This window comes from Arthrobacter sp. AOP29-A2-19, from assembly GCF_058138025.1.
Genome location: NZ_CM176894.1, coordinates 3,189,205 through 3,208,362, shown reverse-complemented (window position 1 = coordinate 3,208,362; position 19,158 = coordinate 3,189,205). Strand labels below are relative to the sequence as shown.

The window sequence follows — 19,158 nt, the reverse complement described above, 5'->3', positions numbered from 1 at the left end:
CTACACTGGTGGCATGGCAGACGCTCCCGACCCGCAGGAACCGGCCGCTACGGTCATGACCTCGCCGATGCTCAAGGCCATGTCCAATCCGCTACGACGCCGGATCGTGGCGGTCCTGGCCGCGCAGGACCACGCCCGCGCCGCCGACCTGGCCGAGCAGCTCCGCGTCCCCGCCAACAAGCTGAGCTTCCACCTGCGCGTCCTGGCCGACGCGGGGATGATCGTGGAGGCGCCTGAGCACGCGCGGGACCGGAGGGACAGGGTCTGGAAGGCCCTGCTGGAGTCCTACAGGATTGGATCCCCGGAGGAGCCCGTGGGCCCGGGCGACGAACTGCCGCTGGCCTCGTACTTGAGTCAGATGGTCCTCGACCAGCAGCGGATGGTCGCGAAGGTGCTCGAGTGGGCACCGAACTACGCCACGGGGCGGGACGCGGACGCCAAGGGTCAGATGAGCACGGGCACCCTGCGCCTGACGAACGACGAGGCCCGCCGCGTGTTCCGCGAGGTGGGGGAGGTCCTAGACCGCGCGCGCGACCTGCACCGGAGTGTGGACGACGGCGACGCCGCCGTCCACACGTGGGACTACACGGTGATGGCCGCGCGCGACGACCTCTAGGCGAGGACCTGGCGCTTGGAGCTCACCACCCCGGTGTTGAAGCCGGCCAGGTGCAGGCCGCCGTGGAAGCGCGCGTGCTCGATCTTCACGCAGCGGTCCATGACCACGTTGAGCCCCGCGGCCTCGGCGTCCGCGGCGACTCCCTCGTGCCACGACCCGAGCTGCAGCCAGAGGGTCTTGGCGCCCACCGCGATGGCCTCGTCGAGCACGCCCGGAAGGTCGTTGTGCTTGCGGAAGACCTCCACCAGGTCCGGAACCTCCGGCAGGTCCGCCAGCGACTTGTAGACGGGCTGGCCGAGGATCTCGTCCACCACCGGGTTCACGAAGTACACCTTGTACCTGGTGGAGGAAAGCAGGTACGTCGCCACGAAGTAGGAGGCGCGGCTCGGCTTGTTGGACGCGCCGACGATCGCGATGGACGTGGTGCTCCGCAGGATGTTGAGGCGTTCCGGGGCCGAGGGCCCCACCCACGTCCGCTCTTCGATGGCCGCGCTCACTGTGCCGCTCCAATCTGGGCCGGCGCCGGGATGGCGCACGCCTCGCCGTCGTACTCGGGGGCGGCGAACCCGGAGTCCGCCACCTCCCGCTGGGACGCCTCGAGCGCCTGGTCGAGGTCCCAGAGGATGTCCTCGAGATCCTCCAGCCCCACGCTCAGGCGAATGAGGTCGCCGGGGACGCCGGCAGCGACCAGCTGCTCGGCGGAGAGCTGCTGGTGCGTGGTCGACGCCGGGTGCAGCACGAGGGTCCGGGCGTCGCCGATGTTGGCCAGGTGGCTCGCCAGCTGGAGCGCCTCGATGAACCGCCCGCCCGCCTCCCGGCCGCCCCTGACGCCGAAGCTGAAGACGGAGCCGACGCCGAGCGGCAGCAGTTCTTGCGCCCGGGCATGCTGGGGGTGCGACGGAAGCGCCGCGAAGTTCACGTAGGTGACGCGCGGGTCCGCCTCCAGCCACCGGGCCACGGCGAGCGCGTTGGAGAGGTGGTTGTCCATGCGCTGGGGCAGCGTCTCGACGCCCTGCAGCAGCTGGAACGCGGACTGCGCGGACAGCGAGGGGCCGATGTCGCGCAACTGCTCCGAGCGCAGCTTGGTCAGGAAGCCGTACTCGCCGAAGTTGTCCCACCAGGAGACGTTGCCGTAGCTGGCCACGGGCTCGGTCATGGTGGGGAACTTGCCGTTGCCCCAGTCGAAGGTGCCGGACTCGACGACGACGCCGCCGAGCGTGGTTCCGTGGCCGCCGAGGAACTTCGTGGCGGAGTGGATAACGATGTCCGCGCCGTGCTCGATCGGGCGCAGGATGTACGGAGGGGTCAGCGTCGAGTCGACGATCAGCGGCACGTTCGCCGCGTGGGCGACTTCGGCCAGGCCCTTGAGGTCGGCAATGTCCCCGGAGGGGTTCGCCACGACCTCCGTGTAGACGGCCTTAGTGTTCTCCTGGATGGCGGCGGCGAAGTCGGCCGCGTCGTTGCTGTCCACGAAGGTGGTCTCGACGCCGAAGCGGCGCAGGGTGACGTCCAGCTGGGTGATGGTGCCGCCGTAGAGCTTGGACGAGGCGACGATGTGGTCGCCCGCCTGCGTCAGCGCCGCGAAGGTGATGAACTCCGCGGCCATGCCCGACGACGTGGCGACGGCGCCGATGCCGCCCTCGAGGGACGCGATGCGCTCCTCGAACGCCGCGACGGTCGGGTTGCCGATGCGCGAGTAGATGTTCCCATACTTCTGCAGCGCGAAGAGGTTGGCGGCGTCGTCCGTGTCCTTGAAGACGAACGACGTCGTCTGGTAGATCGGGACGGCGCGGGCGCCGTGCTCTGCGTCGGGCGTGCCGCCGGCGTGCAGGGCGCGCGTGCGGAATCCGAATTGGTGGTCGGCCATTAGGCGACGGCTCCTTCGAGGTTGGTGACTGGCAGAAGGTCGGTGTTCAGCTCTGTGCCGTTCTTGCGGGCCAGGTCGGCCTCGAGCTCGCGCACGATCGGCAGCACGTCGCGGCCGAAGGCGGCGACCTCCTCCTGGAAGTGCAGGTAGCAGGTCAGCAGCAGGTTCACGCCGATCTTCTTGAACTCGACGATACGCTCGGCGATCTGCTCGGGGGTGCCGATGAGCTCGGAGCGGAAGCCGTCGTTGTACTGGACCATGTCCTCGAACGTGGAGTCCTCCCACATGCCCTTGCCGTCCTTCGTGGACTGGCCCGCCTCCTTCACGGCGGCGGCGAAGCCCTCGACGGCGGGGCGGTGCGCCTTGGCGATGATCTCGCGGAGGGTTTCGGTGGCCTCCTTCTCCGAGTCGCGGGCGATCACGAAGCCGTTGAGCCCGAAGCGCGGCTTGGCGGCGGCGGTGCGGCCGCCGTCGTTCGCGGCCTTCACAACGCCGGCGATGTTCTCCTTGAAGCCCTCCAGCGAGCGGCCGTTGGAGAAGTACCAGTCCGCGGCGTGCCCGGCCGCTGCCTGCGCGGCGGTGGAGTTTCCGCCGAAGAAGACCTCCGGGTGCGCGCGGCCCGGGATGTCCAGGGGCGCCGGGTTCAGGGTGAAATCCTTGATGTTGTAGTACTTGCCGGACTGGCTGTAGTTCTCCTGCGTCCACAGGCCGCGGAGCACGTTGATGAACTCCTCCGTGCGCACGTAGCGCTCGTCGTGCTCCAGCCACTCGAGCCCGAAGTTCACGAATTCGTCCTTGAGCCAGCCGGAGACGATGTTCACGGCGGAGCGCCCGCCGGAGATGTGGTCGGCGGTGATGATGAACTTGGCCAGCACGCCGGGGTGCCACATGCCGGGGTGGACGGCGGAGATCACCTTCAGTCGCTCGGTGGCGCCGAGGAGGGCCAGGGAAAAGCTCGTGGCCTCGTGCTGCTTGTCGGCGCCGTAGCTCGCGGCGTAGCGCGTCTGGGTCAGCGCGTACTCGAAGCCCGAGTTCTCGGCGATGCGGGCGAGCTTCTTGTTGTAGTCGAAGTCCCACGACGTGCGCTGCTCGATGGTGGAGACCACGAGGCCGCCGGAAACGTTCGGTACCCAGTAGGCGAACTTGAGCGGGGTCTCGAGGTCGGCCACGGGGCTGACGGGGGTGCTGGTGCTCATGGCTGGCTCCTTGGTGACGGGCGCCGCGGGCGCATGGTCTGTCATCCCGTCAAAAGATTGCTTGCGCGCTCTCCATCGGTCCTGGCGGTAGCACCTTTCCGTAGGACCGGATGGTTGCTGCGGCGTCGTCAAGCCAGATCTCTCGGCCGCTCGGGATGGTTGCTCCCATTGTGTCAAGATGCGGACCCGCGATCAAAGAATGTTGAGCCGGATTGCGCCGGGGGAGCCCTCCGTCGAACATCCTGCGGTTTGGGGCCGTTCGATACGCTTGGGTGATGGGAGCAAAGCTTGCGCTGGTGCGCCACGGGGAGACGGACTGGAACGCCGAAGGGCGGCTTCAGGGCCGCATGGACATTCCGCTGAACGACGTCGGGCGCGGGCAGGCCCGCGCCGCCGGCCACGAACTGGGCGGGTCCGGGGCCTGGGACGTGCTGGTCTCGTCGCCGTTGGGCCGAGCCGCGGAGACCGCGTCGCTGATCGGCAACGTGGTCGGCCTGGAGCCCGGCGACGCGGTCGCCGGGCTGGTCGAGCGCGACTACGGCCGCGGCGAGGGGCGCGTGGTCGTCGGGTTGCCGCGCCACGACATCGACCGGCTCCTCGAGTCGGCCGAGCCGGAGAATGACGTGGCCGAGCGCGGCGTTCGGGCACTTGCGGCGCTCGTCGAGCGGCACCCCGGACGCAACATCATCGTCGTCGCGCACGGGACGCTGCTGCGGCTGACGCTCGGGAGCCTCCTGGGCACGCAGCACCCCCGGTTCCGCAACGGCCAGGTCGTCGAGCTGGACGCCGACTCGGTGCAGACGCCGGAACCGGCCCGCCGCTAGCGGTTCTGCTTGTTCCGGGCCCGCCGCTGCCGGCTGGCCTGGGCGCGCAGGGCGATGATGCGGGCGGCGCCCGCGCTCGCCACCAGGAATCCGCCGGCCACCGCCGCCGCCAGCAGGGCCAGTCCCAGCGAGACCGTGCCCTCGGCCGCGAAGTAGCGCAGCTGGACCGAAGACTGGTTCTGGGCGATGAAGATGATGAGCAGGACCAACAGGACCAACGCCACGATGGTGGCCGTCCAGACCATGCCGGTGCGCGTGGCGTGGCGGCGCTCCTCCGGCTCGGACACGGGACCCGGCGCGGGGCGGCCGGCGGACTCGGATACGGTCCCGGCCGGCTCCCGCGTCGCCAACCCGTCGGTCGCCAGCCCGTCGCCCGACGTTCCGCCCGCGGTGTGCGCTGGGTCCGGCCGATCCGTCGGCTCGTTTTTGGGTGTCAGGGATTCGCTGCTCATGGTGTGACCTCTTCCTGCCGGATACGTGGCTTGACCTACTGTTGCACGGATGCGCGCAACCCACGTGCCGACCCGCTACTTTCCGCCCTCCGACTCCCTCCGCAGGCTGCGCCCCGCCTCCACGTCCTGGCGTTCCTGTTCGGCCTTCTTGTCGCTGGCCTTGGTGTCCCGCGGCGGAAGCTGGATGCTTTCCTCGGCCTCTAGCCCGCCCTGGAGCTGGCGTCCGCGTTCCATCTCCGCGTCGAACTCCGCGCCGAACAGCAGCGAGAGGTTTGCGATCCAGATCCACAGCAGCATCACGATGACACCCGCGATCGCACCGTACGTCTTGTTGTAGTTGCCGAAGTTTGAGACGTAGAAGAAGAAGCCCAGCGTCGCGACCGCCAGCACCAGCAGCGCGATGAGCGATCCCAGGCTCATCCAGCGGAACTTCGGTTGCCTCACGTTGGGCGTGGCGTAGTAGAGCACCGCAATCATGGCCACGGCGAAGGCCACCATCACGGGCCACTTCGCGATGTTCCACACGGTCAGGGCGGTCCCGCCAAGCCCCACCGCGCCGCCGATCGCCTCGGCCACCGGTCCGGAGACGACGAGCAACAGCGCCATGACGACGGCGAGGACCAAGAGCACCACGGTGATGGCCAACTGCGTGGGGCGCAGCTTCCAGAACGGGCGGCCCTCGTCGATTTCGTAGATCCGGTTCATGGCCCGTCCGAATGCCCCGACGTAGCCGGAAGCGGACCAGATGGCGCCGAGGAGACCGGCGATCAGGGCGAATCCGGCGGCCGGGGAGCCGGTCAGTTGTTCGATGGTGGGCCGGATGGTGTCCACGACCGAAGGATCGGCGACCCCCTCGACGATCTGCAGGAGCGTTTGGGTCGTCTGCTCGGCTTGGCCAACCACCCCGAGGAGGGACACCAGGGCCAGCAATGCGGGGAACATCGAGAGGACGCCGTAGTAGGTGAGCGCGGCGGCCAGGTCGGTGCACTGGTCGCGAGAGAATTCCCGGACGGTGCGCTTGAGGATGTATTTCCAGGCGGGCTTGCCGACGTCCTGGGGGCTGTCCGGCTTGCGCGGGTCCTCGGGATCCGGCGCGGTGCGTTCCTTGGTGGAGCTCTTGCTTCGATCAACCGTGTTCTCTGCCAATGGCTTCTACCTTCCCTTGCGCGGTTTCTGCCGAGTGCTGAAGGACAGCCAAGCACGCCGTGCGTGGGCGGGCAAGGTAAGCGACGGCGGGCCAGGGCGCGCGCGGTCGCTACGATGGCGATTGTGAAGATGCGCCGGGTGTTGCCCTTGTTTCTGCTGGTCTTGATGATTTCGCCGTTCCTGGCCGTCTTTGGTGGGGCGGCCGAGGCAAGCGCACATACCCCGTTCCGCGGCGGGGCGGTCGGAGTCGCCACCGCATCGTCGGAAGACCGGGACACGCCGCTATGGGGCGTCCAGTTGGACTGGTCGGCCGATTCCGCGGCCCAATACGCCGGGCGGCTGGGACGGCCGGCCGCCCTGTATGCCCACGACATGTCGCTGCCCGTCCGCGAGCACGAGCGGACCGCCATTCCGCAGTTCCTGCGGCAGACGGGGGCCGAGGGCGCCGACGCGCTGATCACGGTCAATCCGGGAATTCCCCTGACGCAGGTCGACTCCGGCGCCGCAGCCTCGCTGGCACAAGACATCGACGCCATGGCCGAAGGGTTCGAGGGCCGGCTGTTCATCCGCTTCGCCCCGGACATGAATGCCAGCTGGGTGGCCTGGGGCCAGAACCCGGGGCCGTACGTCGCCGCGTTCCGTTCCGTGTCCGAGGCCATGCGGGCCGGGCTGGACGATCCGGTCATGGTGTGGTCGCCGGTGCAGGGGCGGGACTACCCCTTCGGGAGGGCACCCGGCGCCGCGGAGCCCGGGGCGCCGGAGTTCGGAGACCTGGACACGAATTCCGACGGCGCCTGGAACGGAGACGACGCGGCCTACGGTCCGTACTATCCCGGGGACGACGCGGTGGACTGGGTGGGGCTGTCTGCCGTCCACGACGACACCGCCGGCGGGCCGCCGGTGAACACGCTCCCGGGGCCGGACGGCCTCGCTACCCTGCTGGGGCCTGCGAGTGGCGGTGCGACGGTGGACTCGGACTTCTACGCCACATACGCCGAGGCGCGGGGCAAGCCGCTGCTGCTGGAGACGGGCGCGTTCTACAGCCCGGCGGCCGACGGCCCCTCCGAGGGCGACATCAAGGGAGCGTGGCTTCGCGAGACGCTCGCGGCGCCGGGCGCCGGCTACGCCGGGATCGGCGCCGTGCTGTGGAACGAGACGGTCGAGCAACGGGCGTCCGGCGAGGTCGCTATCGACTGGCGGCTCACCACGGCCGCCGGCACGGCCGCGACGCTGGCCGACGCGCTGGAGGAGGCCGGCTTCACGACCGGACCGCTGCGGGACGTGGCGGCCTCGGGCGTGGCCAGCGGCGTGGCCAGCGGCGTGGCCGGCGACGGCGTCGTCTCCGGGGGATGGGCCTGGCTGACCGCCGGGGCGGCACTGCTGGCGGCCGCGCTTCTGTGGGCGCTGCCCCTCCGATGGCCCGCCACGCGCTCCTGGGCCTACCGGGGGGAGGGTGCCAGGGACACCCGGGTCGACATGCTGAGGGGCATGGCGATCCTGTTTGTGGTGGTGAACCACGTGGGCCTCACGTCGCTATTCCAACTGCTGACGCAGGAGACCATCGGCGCCGTGTCCGGCGCGGAATTCTTCGTCCTGCTCTCCGGAGCGGTTCTCGGCATGGTGTACGGGCCAAGGATCAAGGACAGCCTCGGGGACGTCGTGGACAAGACGACGGGGCGTTCGGGGAAGCTCTATCTCACGGCCTTGGCCGTGGTGATGGTCGTCTTCGCCGTCAGCCTGCTGCCGGGGATCTACAGCTCGGTGCTCACGGCCTTCACGGACCAGGGCACGGGCGCGGACGGCCGGGCCGCCGCCGGGCGTACCTACGACATGTACTCCGAGATGGACGGCCTGCTGCAGTTCCCCGTTCCCGCGTGGCTGATCCCGAAGATCCTGCTGCTGCAGTTCGGGCCGTGGCAGTTCAACATCATGGGCCTGTACGTGGTGCTCCTGCTCGCGAGCCCTCTGATCCTTTGGGCGCTCTCGCGAGGCAAGACGTGGGTGGTGCTGCTGTCCAGCGGCGCCCTCTACGCGGCGGGTTCCCTGCTGCGCGTGCGGCTCCTGCCCTCACAGTTCGAGGACTCCTTCCCGCTGATGGTCTGGCAGGTACTCTTCGTCCTCGGCCTGACCGCCGGCTACCACCGCCGGGCCCTGGTGGCATGGTTCACGGGCCGGAAGGGCGTGCTGGCCCTGTGCGTGCTCCTGACCGTGCTCTTCGCGTTGTTCGCCTGGTCCAACCCCTACCTCTCCAACGCCTACGACCTCCGGCTCGCCCTGCTGCCGGATGCCGTACACCAGACGCTGTATGCCGACTACTTCGGCCGGACCTATTTGGGCGTGGGGCGGCTGGCCAACGTCCTGCTGGTCATCGTCACGGCCTATGCCCTGCTCACCGCGTACTGGAGCCTGTTGGAGAAGGCGCTCGGGTGGTTTCTCATTCCGCTGGGACAGGCCACCCTGTACGTCTTCATCGTGCACGTCTTCCTAATTCTGGCGCTGGCCAACATTCCCGCTCTGCAGCTGGGGAACATCTGGCTCAACACCGGCGCGTACGTCGTGGTGATGGCCCTGGTGTGGATCATGGTCAAGACCAGGTTCCTGTTCCGGTTCATCCCTCGCTAGGGCCTGCGGGCCGCCAAGGCCGCGGCGAGCGCGCCGGAGGAGGAGGCGCTGCTGTCGATACGCCAGTCCGTCTCCTTGTTGAGGTGGAACCACACCAGCCCGGTGACGTCCGGCTGCGCCGCCAGGTACGCGACCAGCCGGGTGTTCCAGTCGGCCTTGGAGCCGCCCTGCTCGGCGGAGGACGTCTCCGCGATCAGGATCTGCTTGCCCGGGGCAAGCCCCCGGAGCTGGGACAGGCCCTCGCCGAATAGGGCGGACGGCGCGGTCCACGTGCTCCAGCTGGCGGACGTCCCCCAGTTGTAGCCGTCGAGCGCCACCGCATCCACATAGTCGGCGCCGGGATAGAGGGATCCCAGGGGCGTGGATCCGTAGTACGGGATGTTGGGGTTCCAAACCCAGGAAACGTTGGTCGCGCCCGTGGAGGCCAAGACGTCGTGCACGTGCCGCCACGCGGTCGCGTAGTCCCCGGGTCCGTTGCCGTTCACGCCTTCCGCCCAGGGGTACCAGTTGCCGTTCATCTCGTGGCCGAAGCGCAGGAGCACGGGGCTTCCCCACCCGGCGAGGGCGGAGCCCCATTGCCTGAGGTAGGCATCGAAGTCGCCGGCCGCGATCCGGTCCAGCGCGTAGGCGGGCTGCGCTGTCCCGCCGCCCCACGCCCACGGCTCCCACGTGAGCAGCGTGACGGCGCCACGCGCCCGGACGGCGTCGAGTTCGGCCAGGGGTGGAGGCTGGTTGAAGTCCTTGTAGGAAAGGACGATCGAGGGCGCCTCGCCCACCATGGAGGCCACCGCGTCCAGCTCGGCGGAGGCGGCCGGGCCGCCCGGCGTTCCCACCCCGAACCGAAGGTTGGCGGAACTGATGGCGGGGACCGTAGCGGGAGGTGCGGGAGCCGGCGTGGGCAATTCCCCGTCGGCCGAGGGGGAGCTGTAGGTGAGGGTGAAGGGGAGGGCCGCTTCCGTGGCATTGACCTTGGCCCGAACGGACAGAACGGCGTCGGCTGTCTCTGGGACGACAACGGGCACGCTGAACCATCCGGAGCCGCTGGACGTGAAACCCACCGTGTTGCCACCCGCCGTGACCGTGCCCTTGGCCTTCTTGGGGAAGCCGGTTCCGGTCACCGTTACCGAGGTGCCCGCCGGACCTGAACTGGTGCTCAGCTTGATGCCCGCAGTCGCGGCGTTCGCCGCCGGAACCACTGCCGCGAGTAGAGCCATCATTGCCACGGCGGCAATGGCCATCAGTTGTAGTGCCTGTTTCACGCGGACCCCCCGGTCGCTCACTCAAAGGGCATGCCCCCGATGGGTGAAAGCGTACCCCGGCCGCAGGGCTCAGACGCGGGCGATCAGCGCCTCGCCGACCTCGGCCCGCCGGTAAAAGACTTCCCGCCCGGCGCGCAGGGACGAGGCGAGGCCGCCGGCGGCCATCACCTTCAGGTGGCCGTTGACCGTTCCGGCGGCCAGGTCCAGGGCGCAGGCCAGCTGGGTGGTGGTCATCGGAACGTCGAGCTGAGCGAGGATCTGGGCGCGCGTGCGCCCGAGCAGCTGCGCAACCGGACTGGCGGCGGCCTCGCGCGTCGATTCCCACAGTCGGCCCACGCCCCGCGGGGCGTAGGTGATGGTGGGAACGAACGGCCGGGCGTTCAGCACCCTGGTGTTGGGCCAGATGAACGCGTTCGGGATCAGGATCAGGCCCTGCCCGGGCTCCGGCGGGACCACCTGGTCGCAACCGCGGACGATCTCCAGCCCGGTCGGCGTCGGCAGGACGCTCGGATGCAGCGAACGGAACACCTCCACAATCCCGTTGCGGGCAATCTCGGCGAGGCGGCTGTCTATGTCCGCCAGCAGCACGGCGCGCAGGCGCGGCCACCAGGGTTCGACGGCGGTGCCCCAGTACCAGCGCAGTGCCTCGACGATGCGGGCGATGCCGCCCTCGATGTCCGCGGACAGCTCGTCGAGCGTCTCCCTGACGGGGCCCTCCGGGCGCTGTTGCTCGAGATAGACCAGGTCGCTGCGCCACACCTCGGCCGGCACGGCGGCCACCGCGGCGAGCATCTCCTCGAACGAATCCTGATGCCTCGGTGTTGGGGTCAATCCGTCGGCCATAAAGCCCGTCGGGCGGACCACCGTGGTCAGCAGTCGCAGGTGGGCCGCCTTGCGCGGATCGGTCGAGGCGGCGATGCCGCGCTTGGCGGATTCGATCCACGGGCGGTGGATCGGGGTGCCGACCTGAAGGGTGCGCAGGCTGGTCACGGTCTCCCACATCGGCGAGGCCTCGAAGCGAATCTTCGTGAGGTCCTCGCTGGTGAGCGTGATGTGCATGGAATCAGGGTAGGCCGCCACACGGGGATGCGCGAGGATTCGGCCAGACCCGAATCGTTGCGTTCGACGGGCAATCATCCCCGGCTCGCGCGGCCCCTCGACCCGGCGAAAATCGGCGCGATTCCGTCGACGGATCGGCGCGGTTTATTCCCGGATTCGGCCCACACCAAATCGTGGTGGGCCGGCGCCGCCGGGGCCACTCTGGATGCATGACAACCCACACCAGCACCCCAGCATTCACCCATTCCATTAACCAAAGCATCGGCCGTTCCGCCGCCGGCGTGGCCGCCGCGCTCCGGGCCTTCGGGCAGCCGCTGGTCCGCCGGATCCGCAACTCGTGGCGCGAAGGCGTCGCCATGGACGCGGAGTTCGACCGGCGCCGCGAGGAGGCCCGGCAGATGTTCTACGCGCAGTCCGGGGGGCGGGGCTAGCGCCCCGGCTACCGGGCGTCGCAGATCTCCTTGATCCGGGCGATGCACGGCTCGTTCTGCAGGCTCGTGGTGTCGCCGAGCGCGCTGCCCTCGAAGAGCTGCGTCAGCAGGCGGCGCATGATCTTGCCCGAGCGCGTCTTGGGCACGTCCGGCACGAACACCACGTCCCGCGGCTTGGCGATCGGCCCGATCTGCGTGGAGACGTGGGACCGGAGGGCGGCGACCATCGCCGCCCTCACGTCCTCGGGCGCGTCCGCCAGGGTGCCCCCGATGAGGGAGGCGTCATGCGGGACCACAAAGGCCGTCGCGGCGTGGCCGGTCTTGGCGTCGTACGTGGGGCAGACCCCCGCCTCGACGACGGCGGCGTGAGAGACCAGCGCGGACTCGATCTCGATGGTGGACAGCCGGTGGCCCGAGATGTTGATGACGTCGTCGGTGCGGCCCAGGATCCAGGTGTCGCCGTCGTCGTCGAACCGGGCGCCGTCCCCGGCCAGGAACCAGCCTTGCGCGGCGTACTTCTGCCAATACGACGTGAAGTAGCGCTCCGGGTTGCCCCACACCGTGCGGGCCATAGACGGCCCCGTTTTGGTGACCACGATGTTGCCCTGCGTGTTCGCCGGAACCCGGGCCCCGGCGTCGTCCACGATGTCCGTGGCCAACCCGGGGAGGGCGCGCGTCGCGCAACCCGGCTTGAACGCCGGGTCCCCCTGGCGCGGCGACAGCACGGTGGCGCCGGTCTCCGACTGCCACCAGGTGTCCACCATGGGCAGGCCAGCGCCGGGGTCCCCCGGCACCAGGGAGTCTCGGCCCACCTGCGCGCGCAGCCATCGCCAGGCCTCCGGGTTGACGGCCTCCCCGACCGTCCCGGCAAGGCGGATGGAGGAGAGGTCGTAGCCGGCGGGAACGCCTTCCGGGAACCAGCCCATCAGCGACCGCACCAGCGTGGGCGCCGTGTAGTAGCTGGTGACGCCGTACCGCTGGATGATCTCGAAGTGCCGGGCGGGGTGCGGGGCGTTGGGCACACCCTCGTAGATGACCTGGGTGACTCCGTTGGAGAGCGGCCCGTAGATCTCGTACGTGTGTGCGGTGACCCAGGCGAGGTCGGCCGTGCACCAGTGGACGTCGTTCCCGCGCTCCGCGGGGTCCGGGTGGGAGAACAGGAACTCGTGGCTCCACGACGCCTGCGTGAGGTACCCGCCCGTCGTGTGGACGAGGCCCTTCGGCTGCCCTGTGGTCCCGGAGGTGTACATGATGAACAGCGGGGTCTCGGCGTCGAATGACTCGGCCACGTGCTTGGTGGACTGCGTGTCGACGACGTCGTGCCACCACACGTCGCGCCCCTGGACCCAGTCGACATCCGTGTGGCCGGTGCGGTTGATGACCAACACGTGCTCGATCGCGTTGTCCCCGGACGCCGCCTCGTCGGCCTGCGCCTTCACGGGCACCGCGGTGCCGCGGCGGAACTGACCGTCCGTGGTGACCAGTAGCTTCGCGCGGGTGTCCTCGACGCGGAACTTCAGCGCCTCCGCGGAGAAGCCGCCGAAGACCAGCGAATGGATGGCGCCGATGCGCGCGCACGCCAGCGTGATCACGACGGTCTCCACCAGCACCGGCAGGTAGACGACGACGCGGTCGCCCTTGCCGACACCAAGCTCGGTCAGCGCGTTGGCCGCCTGCGAGACCAGGGCCGTGAGTTCGCGGTACGTGACGGTGCGCGTGTCTCCCGGCTCCCCCTCGAAGTGCAGCGCAACCTTGTCCCCGCGGCCGGCCGCCACGTGGCGGTCGGCGCAGTTGACGGCGGCGTTGAGCTTGCCGCCGTCGAACCAGCGCAGCTCGGGGCCGCGCCGGGCGGCGACGTCCACCGGGGTCGAGGAGTGGGTGGTGTGCCAAGGCGCGGCCCACTCGAGGCGGCCCGCGGCGACCTCCCAGAAGGCCAGGCGCTCGGCCTCGCTCCAGTCGTGCTCGGCGGCCTCGTCCGCTGTGCGGGAGGCGGCGTGGGCGGGGTGTGCGGCGTCGTTCAGGACGGTCATCATCAGCTCCATCGGTCCTGGCGGTAGCACCGTCCGCGGCAGCGTTGGCTGCCCGGTGGTTGCTGCGGCGTCGTCGAGCCAGATCTCTCGGCCGCTCGGGATGGTTTCACTACAACTAAAGGCCCCGGGGCGCACCGGCCGCAAACCGGGCGCGCGCAAAACGCAACATTCGCCCCCGGGCCGTGCGGGGCTAGGCCCAGCGGCGCACGGCCCAGCGCTCGACGATCCCCAGCAACGCGTCCGTGGTCTTGCCGATCACCGCGAGCAGGATGATCGCCAGCAGCAGGCGGTCGGTGCGGCCGTTGTTTTGCGAGTCGGTCAGCAAGAACCCCAGCCCCATGGAGGACGCGATCAGTTCGGCGGCGACCAGGAACAGCCACGCCTGGGCCAACGCCAGCCGGAGTCCGGAGAAGATCGCCGGCACCACGGCGGGCAGCTGGACGGTGGTCAACAGCCGCAGTCCGTTCACGCCGAAGGCCCGCGCGGCCTCCACCAGGTTCTTGTCCACGTGCCGTAGCGCCAGATAGACCGTGGTGAAGATCGGGAAGAACGCGCCGATGACGATCAGCGTCACCTTGGAGTCCTCGCCGATCTTCATCCACAGGATCAGCAGCGGGACCCACGCGAGGGAAGGAACGGCGCGAAACGCGCCGATGGTGGGCCCGAGCAGGGAGTCCGCCCACTTGGACAGGCCCACGAGCGAGCCGAGCGCAAGCCCGAGGACGGCGCCGACGGCGAAGCCCAACAGCACGCGCTGCAGTGAGATCCCGATGTGCCGGGTCAGTTCGCCGCGCTCGAAGAGCTCCGCGCCGGCGGCCAGGACCGAACCCGGCGGGGGAAGCGCCACCGCCGACACCCAGCCGAGAGTGCTGGCCGTCTGCCACAGCGCCAGCAGCGCGAGCGGCACAACGGCCCCGATCGCCACCCGGCGCGCGGTGGCCGCGCGGGGCCGCCGTCCGGCCGGCACCGACCGGGCCGGGCCCGGGGCGCCGCCGCGGGCGATCGCCTCCTCGGCGACCGTGCTGGTGTTGGGGCCGACCGTCACGCGGCGTCCTTGATGGTGGAGGCGTCGGCCTTCTTCGCGAACGTGTCGTCGACGATGCTGGCCACGGCCTCGTCGATCTTGCCCTGGTCCGTGACGTCTCCGGTCTCGACGAAGATCGGGCCGACGGTCGCCAGGACCTTCGTCTGTGCCGCGCCCGGCACGCCGTCGACGTCGAGGTTGGAGCGTTCGAGGATCACCTTGTCGGCGACCTCCTGGTCCAGGGACGCGACGCCGGCGAGGATCGTGGCGGTCTCCTCCGGGTTTTCCGCCGCCCAGGCGCGGGCCTTCTCATACGCGTCGACGACCGTCTGCGCCAGGTCGGGGGACTCCGCGATGAAGCTCTCCGTGGCGTTGAGGAAGCCGTAGGTGTTGAAGGCCAGGTTCCGGTAGAGCAGCGTGGCGCCGGCCTGCTCGGCGCCGGCCATGATCGGGTCCAGTCCGCTCCAGGCGTCCACGGATCCGTTTTCGAGGGCGGCGCGGCCGTCGGCGTGCTGGAGGTTTTGGACCGTGACGTCGTTGATGGACAGCCCGGCCTCCTCCAGTGACTGCACCAGGAAGAAGTATGGATCCGTGCCCTTGGTGGCGGCGACCTGCTTGCCCTTCAGGTCTGCGACGGACTTGATCGAAGAACCCTTGGGCACCACTAGCGCCGCCCACTCCGGCCGCGAGTAGAGGCTGATGACCTTGATCGGCGAACCGTTGGAGCGGGCCAGCAGCGCGGCCGAACCGGCGGTTGAACCCACCTGGATGGCGTCCGCCCGGAGCGCCTCGTTGGCCTTGTTGGACCCGGCCGACTGGACCCAGTTCACGGTGACGCCCCGGTCCTTGAGGGTCGCCTCGAGCCAGCCCTTCTCCTTGATGACCAGGCTGAGCGGGTTGTAGGTCGCGAAGTCGATGTTCAGGGTCTCGGCGGCTCCCCCCGCCTCGGAGCCGGAGCCCTCGCCGGCGCAGGCGGTCAGGAGGGCGGCGGCGGCGCCGGCCGCGCCGAGGCCCAGGAAGCGGCGGCGGGAGACGGGGGACAGGGTGGTGCGGATCATGGTGTGTCCAATCTGGTGGGGCCGCCGGGGGCGCGCGTCGGCGTCGGCGGGATGTTCGGGGACGAGGCGTGGGGCTCTAGCGGCGGTGGGAGTCGACGCCGAGGCTCTCCAGCAGTGAGGAGCGCAGGCGGGCCAGTTCGGCGGAGGCGCGGTCCCGGGGGCGCTCGCCGGGGACCTCGAGGACCTGCGTGATGCCCGCCCCCTGGATTCCGGGAACGCTGCCTAGGACGACGACCCGGTCCGCGAGCTGGAGCGCCTCGTCGACGTCGTGCGTCACCAACAGCACGGTGGAGGGGTGGGCGTGGTGGATGTCCAGCAGCAGGTCCTGCATCTTGAGCCTGGTCAGCGCGTCCAGGGCGCCGAACGGCTCGTCCAGCAGCAGGACGCCCGGCCGCCGGGCCAGGGCGCGGGCCAGCGACGCCCGCTGCGCCATGCCGCCGGAGATTTCGCGCGGCCGGTGGTCGGAGTAGTGCGAGAGCTCGACGAGGTCCAGCAGTTCCGCGACGCGTTCCGCGGCCTCCGCCTTGGGCGTCCCGCGGGGCAGGCCGAGGGCGACGTTCCGCCGGACCGATTGCCACGGGAGCAGCCGGGGCTCCTGGAAGGCGACGGCGGAACGGTCGTCGAGTCCGTCGACGGCACGTCCGCCGATGGAGACCTCGCCGCTGGTGGGCCGGTCGAGGCCGGCCACTGCCCGGAGCAACGTCGACTTGCCGCAACCGCTGGGGCCCAGAACGGCGAGGACCTCGCCGGCCGCGACGTCGAAGTCGATGGAATCCAAGATGGTGCGGCGCTCGGATCCCTCGCCGAAGGCGCGGCTGAGGCCCGTGAAGGAAACGGCAAACGCGGAGCCCGGTTCCCCGGCTGGCGCCGCGCCGGCGCGTGCGCCCGGCGCAATTGTGGTGGTCATGCTCATCTCCATCGGTACTGGCGGTAGCACCGGCCCCCGAGGGGTGGTTGCTGCGGCGTCGTCGAGCCAGATCTCTCGGCCGCTCGGGATGGTAATGAGTCAACTAAACGGCATGCGCGGGCCGTGGGCAAGTTTTCGAGCATGGGTGACATATTCGACGTAACACGGCGATGGGCCCAGGAATCGAAGAAGCTTCGACCGTGCGCTGGCATGCTGCCGGTTTTCGCGGCCGGCACCGCACGCGACAAGGTGCCGCCCGCCGTCGTTCACCGACCGCGGGCGGCACCTTGCCGCCGATGCCGGGTTAGGTGTTTGCCGAGCGCGGAGCGCCCATGCCCGGGTCGATCCGGTGTGGGCCCGCCGCGGAGGGCCGTACGTCGAAGTGGAACATCGCGGTGGGCAGGTAGACGGTCGAACAGGAGTTCGGGATGTCCACGACGCCGGAGAGCCGCCCCTCGATCGGGGCCGACCCGAGCAGGAGGTAGGCCTGCTCGCGGCTGTAGCCGAACTTCGTCAGGTAGTCGATCGCGTGCAGGCACGCCCTCTGGTAGGACAGGTGCGAGTCCAGGTACTTCTGCTCGCCGTCGAGGGTGACCGACGTCCCGGAGAAGGCCAGCCATTCGCTGTAACGGGGGTCCACGCGGCCGGGCATAAAGATGGCGTTCTCACTGACCCCGTAGGTCTCCATGCCGCCCTTGATCACGTCGACGCGCAGGTCCAGGAAGCCGCCCATCTCGATCGCGCCGCAGAAGGTGATCTCGCCGTCGCCCTGCGAGAAGTGCAGGTCGCCCATGGACAGGTTGGCCCCGTCGACGAACACCGGATAGAAGACCCGCGTTCCCTTGGAGAAGTTCTTGATGTCCTGGTTTCCGCCGTTCTCCCGGGGAGGCGCGGTGCGCGCGGCCTCGGCGCCGACCCGCTCCCACTCCCCGCGCGCCAGTCCGCCCAGGACCGCGTGCTCCCCCTCGGGCGGCAGGGCCAGGGGAGGGACCCGGTTCGGGTCGGTTGCGATGAGGTCGCCCTCCCGCTTGTTCCACTTGGCCAGCAGTTCCGCGGACGGTGCGGTGCCCATCAGCCCGGGGTGGATCAGTCCCTCGTAGGACACCTCGGGGACGTGCCGCGAGGTGGCCACCTGTCCGGTGAAGTCCCAGATGGCCTTGTACGCATCGGGGAACTGGTCCGTCAGGAAGCCGCCACCGTTGTTGCGGGAAAAGATCCCGGTGTAGCCCCAGCCTTGGCCGGCCAGCGGGCCCGAGTCCTCCTGGGGGATGGGTCCGACGTCGAGGATGTCCACCACCAGCAGGTCGCCCGGTTTCGCGCCCTCAACGGCGAAGGGGCCGCTGAGCTTGTGCACGGTCAGCAGCGGGGCATTGAGGATGTCGTCGGCGGAGTCGTCGTTGACGATCGCGCCGTCGAACCACTCGCGGCAGTCGACGCGGAACGAGTCGCCGGGTTTGACGGTGGCGACCGGAGGGATCTCCGGGTGCCACCGGTTGTGTCCGACCTTCTCCTGCTCCTCGAACTTCTTGCTGGAATCGAGGCGGAAAATGACTTCAGGCATGGCGCTTTTCTCCTTCACGATCGGGTGGAACTGGTGTCCGGGCCCCCCGTGGGGAAGGCCCGCTGGGGCATGCCGCCGTCAGTCACGCGGCAGCTTTCGGTGGAGCGGGTTGGTGGTGGTGCGCGTGGCGGGACGCCGGCCGCGCCCGGGCAGCGAGGACACAACCTCGGGCTCGTGGGCGCTGCACAGCGTGGATTCGACGAGTCCGAACGCGGAGCCGCCCGCGATGGACAGGCGGGCGGCGGAGATTCGCCGCCGCGCGGGCGCTCCGCATTCCGGGCAGGGGACGTCCTCGGGGACCGAGCCCATCGGATAGTTCCCCTCGAGTGTTGTTCCCTCGGGACAGCGGAACTCGTACAGGGGCATCGGCGCTCCTAACTCTTGTGGTGGGCGTGGGTGTCAGGCGTGCGCGGCCGCCGCCGACTCCCGTTGGACGGACGCGCGCCGGCCCAGGAACCAGGCGATGGCGAGCGCGGCGATGCCCCCAACGGCCATCACCACGGCGTTGGCGGGAGTGGACACGAAGGTGCCGGACAGCAGCAGGAGGGCCGGAATGGTCGCGGTCAGGTGCGCCACGATGATCGTGAACCAGCCCGTGGTCTCCGTCAGCGAGTCCTTGCCCAGCGCCAGCAGCAGGAAGAAGAGGAACCACAGGACGGCCCAAATGATCCAGACGACCCCAAACACCGGGTCGTTGGAGACGGTGAAACTGATGGCCCCGTAGGTCACCGCGCATGCCGCGACGAAGAGCGAAAACCAGCCCAACCCCTCGCCCGGCAGGCCGAACATCTGGTTCAGCGCCACATAGAGGTAGGTGAAGCCGAAGAGGTACAGCCCGGAGGCGCCGAGGATGGTCGCCGGGTCCCCGCCCGACTGGGCGATGATGATGGTCGGAAAGACCACCTGCATGGTTCCGACGAAGAAGTTGATGATGGCCGCGGACTTGCCGGGCACCTTGCCGATGAGCATCAGGCCGTTGATGAACAACACGGCTCCGACATACAAAAGACCTACGTTACTCACGTGGATACCCTCCGAAACACAGTCATGGGTTACGGGATAGTGGGGTGGATCTCGCGCGCGGTAGTGCGGTTTTTACCGGTTCG

18 protein-coding genes and 3 riboswitches are annotated in these 19,158 nt (G+C 69.5%); of the genes, 4 read left to right on the top strand and 14 right to left on the bottom strand.

All coding sequences use genetic code 11. From position 1 onward, the window contains the following. Positions 1 to 13 precede the first annotated feature (13 nt). A complete protein-coding gene (locus AC3ZJJ_RS14755) occupies positions 14 to 616 on the top strand; it encodes an ArsR/SmtB family transcription factor (protein ID WP_489892574.1) in 603 nt (200 codons plus the stop codon). On the opposite strand, the gene AC3ZJJ_RS14750 is transcribed toward AC3ZJJ_RS14755, so the two are convergent. Genes AC3ZJJ_RS14750 through sfnG form a run of 3 tightly spaced genes read right to left on the bottom strand, consistent with a single transcriptional unit; the run spans position 613 to position 3,679 of the window. Further along, positions 613 to 1,113, bottom strand: coding sequence for a CoA-binding protein (locus tag AC3ZJJ_RS14750; protein WP_489892573.1), 501 nt, complete (start codon positions 1,111 to 1,113; stop codon positions 613 to 615). The two genes, AC3ZJJ_RS14755 and AC3ZJJ_RS14750, sit on opposite strands and share 4 nt — an antisense overlap. Beyond that, a complete protein-coding gene (locus AC3ZJJ_RS14745; protein ID WP_489892572.1) occupies positions 1,110 to 2,483 on the bottom strand; it encodes an O-acetylhomoserine aminocarboxypropyltransferase/cysteine synthase family protein in 1,374 nt (457 codons plus the stop codon). The genes AC3ZJJ_RS14750 and AC3ZJJ_RS14745 overlap by 4 nt, the downstream gene beginning before the upstream one ends. Next, entirely contained in the window at positions 2,483 to 3,679 is a 1,197-nt protein-coding gene (gene sfnG, locus AC3ZJJ_RS14740) for a dimethylsulfone monooxygenase SfnG (RefSeq protein ID WP_489892571.1), read from the bottom strand. Before sfnG ends, AC3ZJJ_RS14745 begins: the two co-directional genes overlap by 1 nt. A 69-nt stretch (positions 3,680 to 3,748) precedes the next feature. Beyond that, a riboswitch (SAM riboswitch) is annotated at positions 3,749 to 3,841 on the bottom strand. A 113-nt stretch (positions 3,842 to 3,954) separates the two neighbouring features. Here sfnG and AC3ZJJ_RS14735 point away from each other — a divergent pair. Continuing rightward, a complete protein-coding gene (locus AC3ZJJ_RS14735; protein ID WP_489892570.1) occupies positions 3,955 to 4,503 on the top strand; it encodes a histidine phosphatase family protein in 549 nt (182 codons plus the stop codon). Here AC3ZJJ_RS14735 and AC3ZJJ_RS14730 read toward each other — a convergent pair. Together AC3ZJJ_RS14730 and AC3ZJJ_RS14725 are read right to left on the bottom strand one after the other, a co-directional pair. Continuing rightward, positions 4,500 to 4,955: a lipopolysaccharide assembly protein LapA domain-containing protein gene (locus AC3ZJJ_RS14730; protein WP_489892569.1), complete on the bottom strand. Its 456-nt coding sequence runs from the start codon at positions 4,953 to 4,955 to the stop codon at positions 4,500 to 4,502. The genes AC3ZJJ_RS14735 and AC3ZJJ_RS14730 overlap by 4 nt on opposite strands. 75 nt (positions 4,956 to 5,030) lie before the next feature. Next, the gene (locus AC3ZJJ_RS14725) at positions 5,031 to 6,101 is read right to left on the bottom strand and encodes a YihY/virulence factor BrkB family protein (RefSeq protein WP_489892568.1); all 1,071 of its coding nucleotides are present in this window, start codon (positions 6,099 to 6,101) and stop codon (positions 5,031 to 5,033) included. A 129-nt stretch (positions 6,102 to 6,230) separates the two neighbouring features. Here AC3ZJJ_RS14725 and opgC point away from each other — a divergent pair, with 129 nt between their 5' ends. After that, positions 6,231 to 8,723 carry an OpgC domain-containing protein gene (gene opgC, locus AC3ZJJ_RS14720; protein ID WP_489895857.1) on the top strand — a complete coding sequence of 831 codons (2,493 nt, stop codon included), beginning with the start codon at positions 6,231 to 6,233 and terminating at the stop codon, positions 8,721 to 8,723. On the opposite strand, the gene AC3ZJJ_RS14715 is transcribed toward opgC, so the two are convergent. After that, positions 8,720 to 9,982, bottom strand: a complete 1,263-nt coding sequence (locus tag AC3ZJJ_RS14715; protein ID WP_489892567.1) for a glycoside hydrolase family 26 protein — start codon at positions 9,980 to 9,982, stop codon at positions 8,720 to 8,722. The two genes, opgC and AC3ZJJ_RS14715, sit on opposite strands and share 4 nt — an antisense overlap. 69 nt (positions 9,983 to 10,051) lie before the next feature. Next, positions 10,052 to 11,041: an ArsR/SmtB family transcription factor gene (locus tag AC3ZJJ_RS14710; protein ID WP_489892566.1), complete on the bottom strand. Its 990-nt coding sequence runs from the start codon at positions 11,039 to 11,041 to the stop codon at positions 10,052 to 10,054. Positions 11,042 to 11,250: 209 nt separating this feature from the next. On the opposite strand from AC3ZJJ_RS14710, the gene AC3ZJJ_RS14705 reads away from it, so the two are divergent. After that, positions 11,251 to 11,472, top strand: a complete 222-nt coding sequence (locus tag AC3ZJJ_RS14705; protein ID WP_489892565.1) for a hypothetical protein — start codon at positions 11,251 to 11,253, stop codon at positions 11,470 to 11,472. An 8-nt stretch (positions 11,473 to 11,480) separates the two neighbouring features. On the opposite strand, the gene acs is transcribed toward AC3ZJJ_RS14705, so the two are convergent. The 7 genes from acs to AC3ZJJ_RS14670 form a co-directional block, all read right to left on the bottom strand. Then, positions 11,481 to 13,502, bottom strand: a complete 2,022-nt coding sequence (gene acs / locus AC3ZJJ_RS14700; RefSeq protein ID WP_489892564.1) for an acetate--CoA ligase — start codon at positions 13,500 to 13,502, stop codon at positions 11,481 to 11,483. A gap of 5 nt (positions 13,503 to 13,507) precedes the next feature. Beyond that, positions 13,508 to 13,609: riboswitch (SAM riboswitch) on the bottom strand. Between the two features lie 83 nt (positions 13,610 to 13,692). Beyond that, positions 13,693 to 14,547, bottom strand: a complete 855-nt coding sequence (locus AC3ZJJ_RS14695) for an ABC transporter permease (RefSeq protein ID WP_489892563.1) — start codon at positions 14,545 to 14,547, stop codon at positions 13,693 to 13,695. Continuing rightward, positions 14,544 to 15,584 (bottom strand): aliphatic sulfonate ABC transporter substrate-binding protein, encoded by a 1,041-nt coding sequence (locus AC3ZJJ_RS14690; RefSeq protein WP_489892562.1) that lies wholly within the window; start codon positions 15,582 to 15,584, stop codon positions 14,544 to 14,546. Before AC3ZJJ_RS14690 ends, AC3ZJJ_RS14695 begins: the two co-directional genes overlap by 4 nt. Before the next feature lie 76 nt (positions 15,585 to 15,660). Continuing rightward, a complete protein-coding gene (locus AC3ZJJ_RS14685; protein WP_489892561.1) occupies positions 15,661 to 16,491 on the bottom strand; it encodes an ABC transporter ATP-binding protein in 831 nt (276 codons plus the stop codon). A gap of 5 nt (positions 16,492 to 16,496) precedes the next feature. After that, a riboswitch (SAM riboswitch) is annotated at positions 16,497 to 16,586 on the bottom strand. A 209-nt stretch (positions 16,587 to 16,795) separates the two neighbouring features. Continuing rightward, positions 16,796 to 18,052, bottom strand: a complete 1,257-nt coding sequence (gene fmdA / locus AC3ZJJ_RS14680; RefSeq protein ID WP_489892560.1) for a formamidase — start codon at positions 18,050 to 18,052, stop codon at positions 16,796 to 16,798. Between the two features lie 78 nt (positions 18,053 to 18,130). After that, a complete protein-coding gene (locus AC3ZJJ_RS14675; protein WP_489892559.1) occupies positions 18,131 to 18,418 on the bottom strand; it encodes an FmdB family zinc ribbon protein in 288 nt (95 codons plus the stop codon). A 33-nt stretch (positions 18,419 to 18,451) separates the two neighbouring features. Further along, a complete protein-coding gene (locus AC3ZJJ_RS14670) occupies positions 18,452 to 19,075 on the bottom strand; it encodes an AmiS/UreI family transporter (RefSeq protein WP_489892558.1) in 624 nt (207 codons plus the stop codon). Positions 19,076 to 19,158 lie beyond the last annotated feature (83 nt).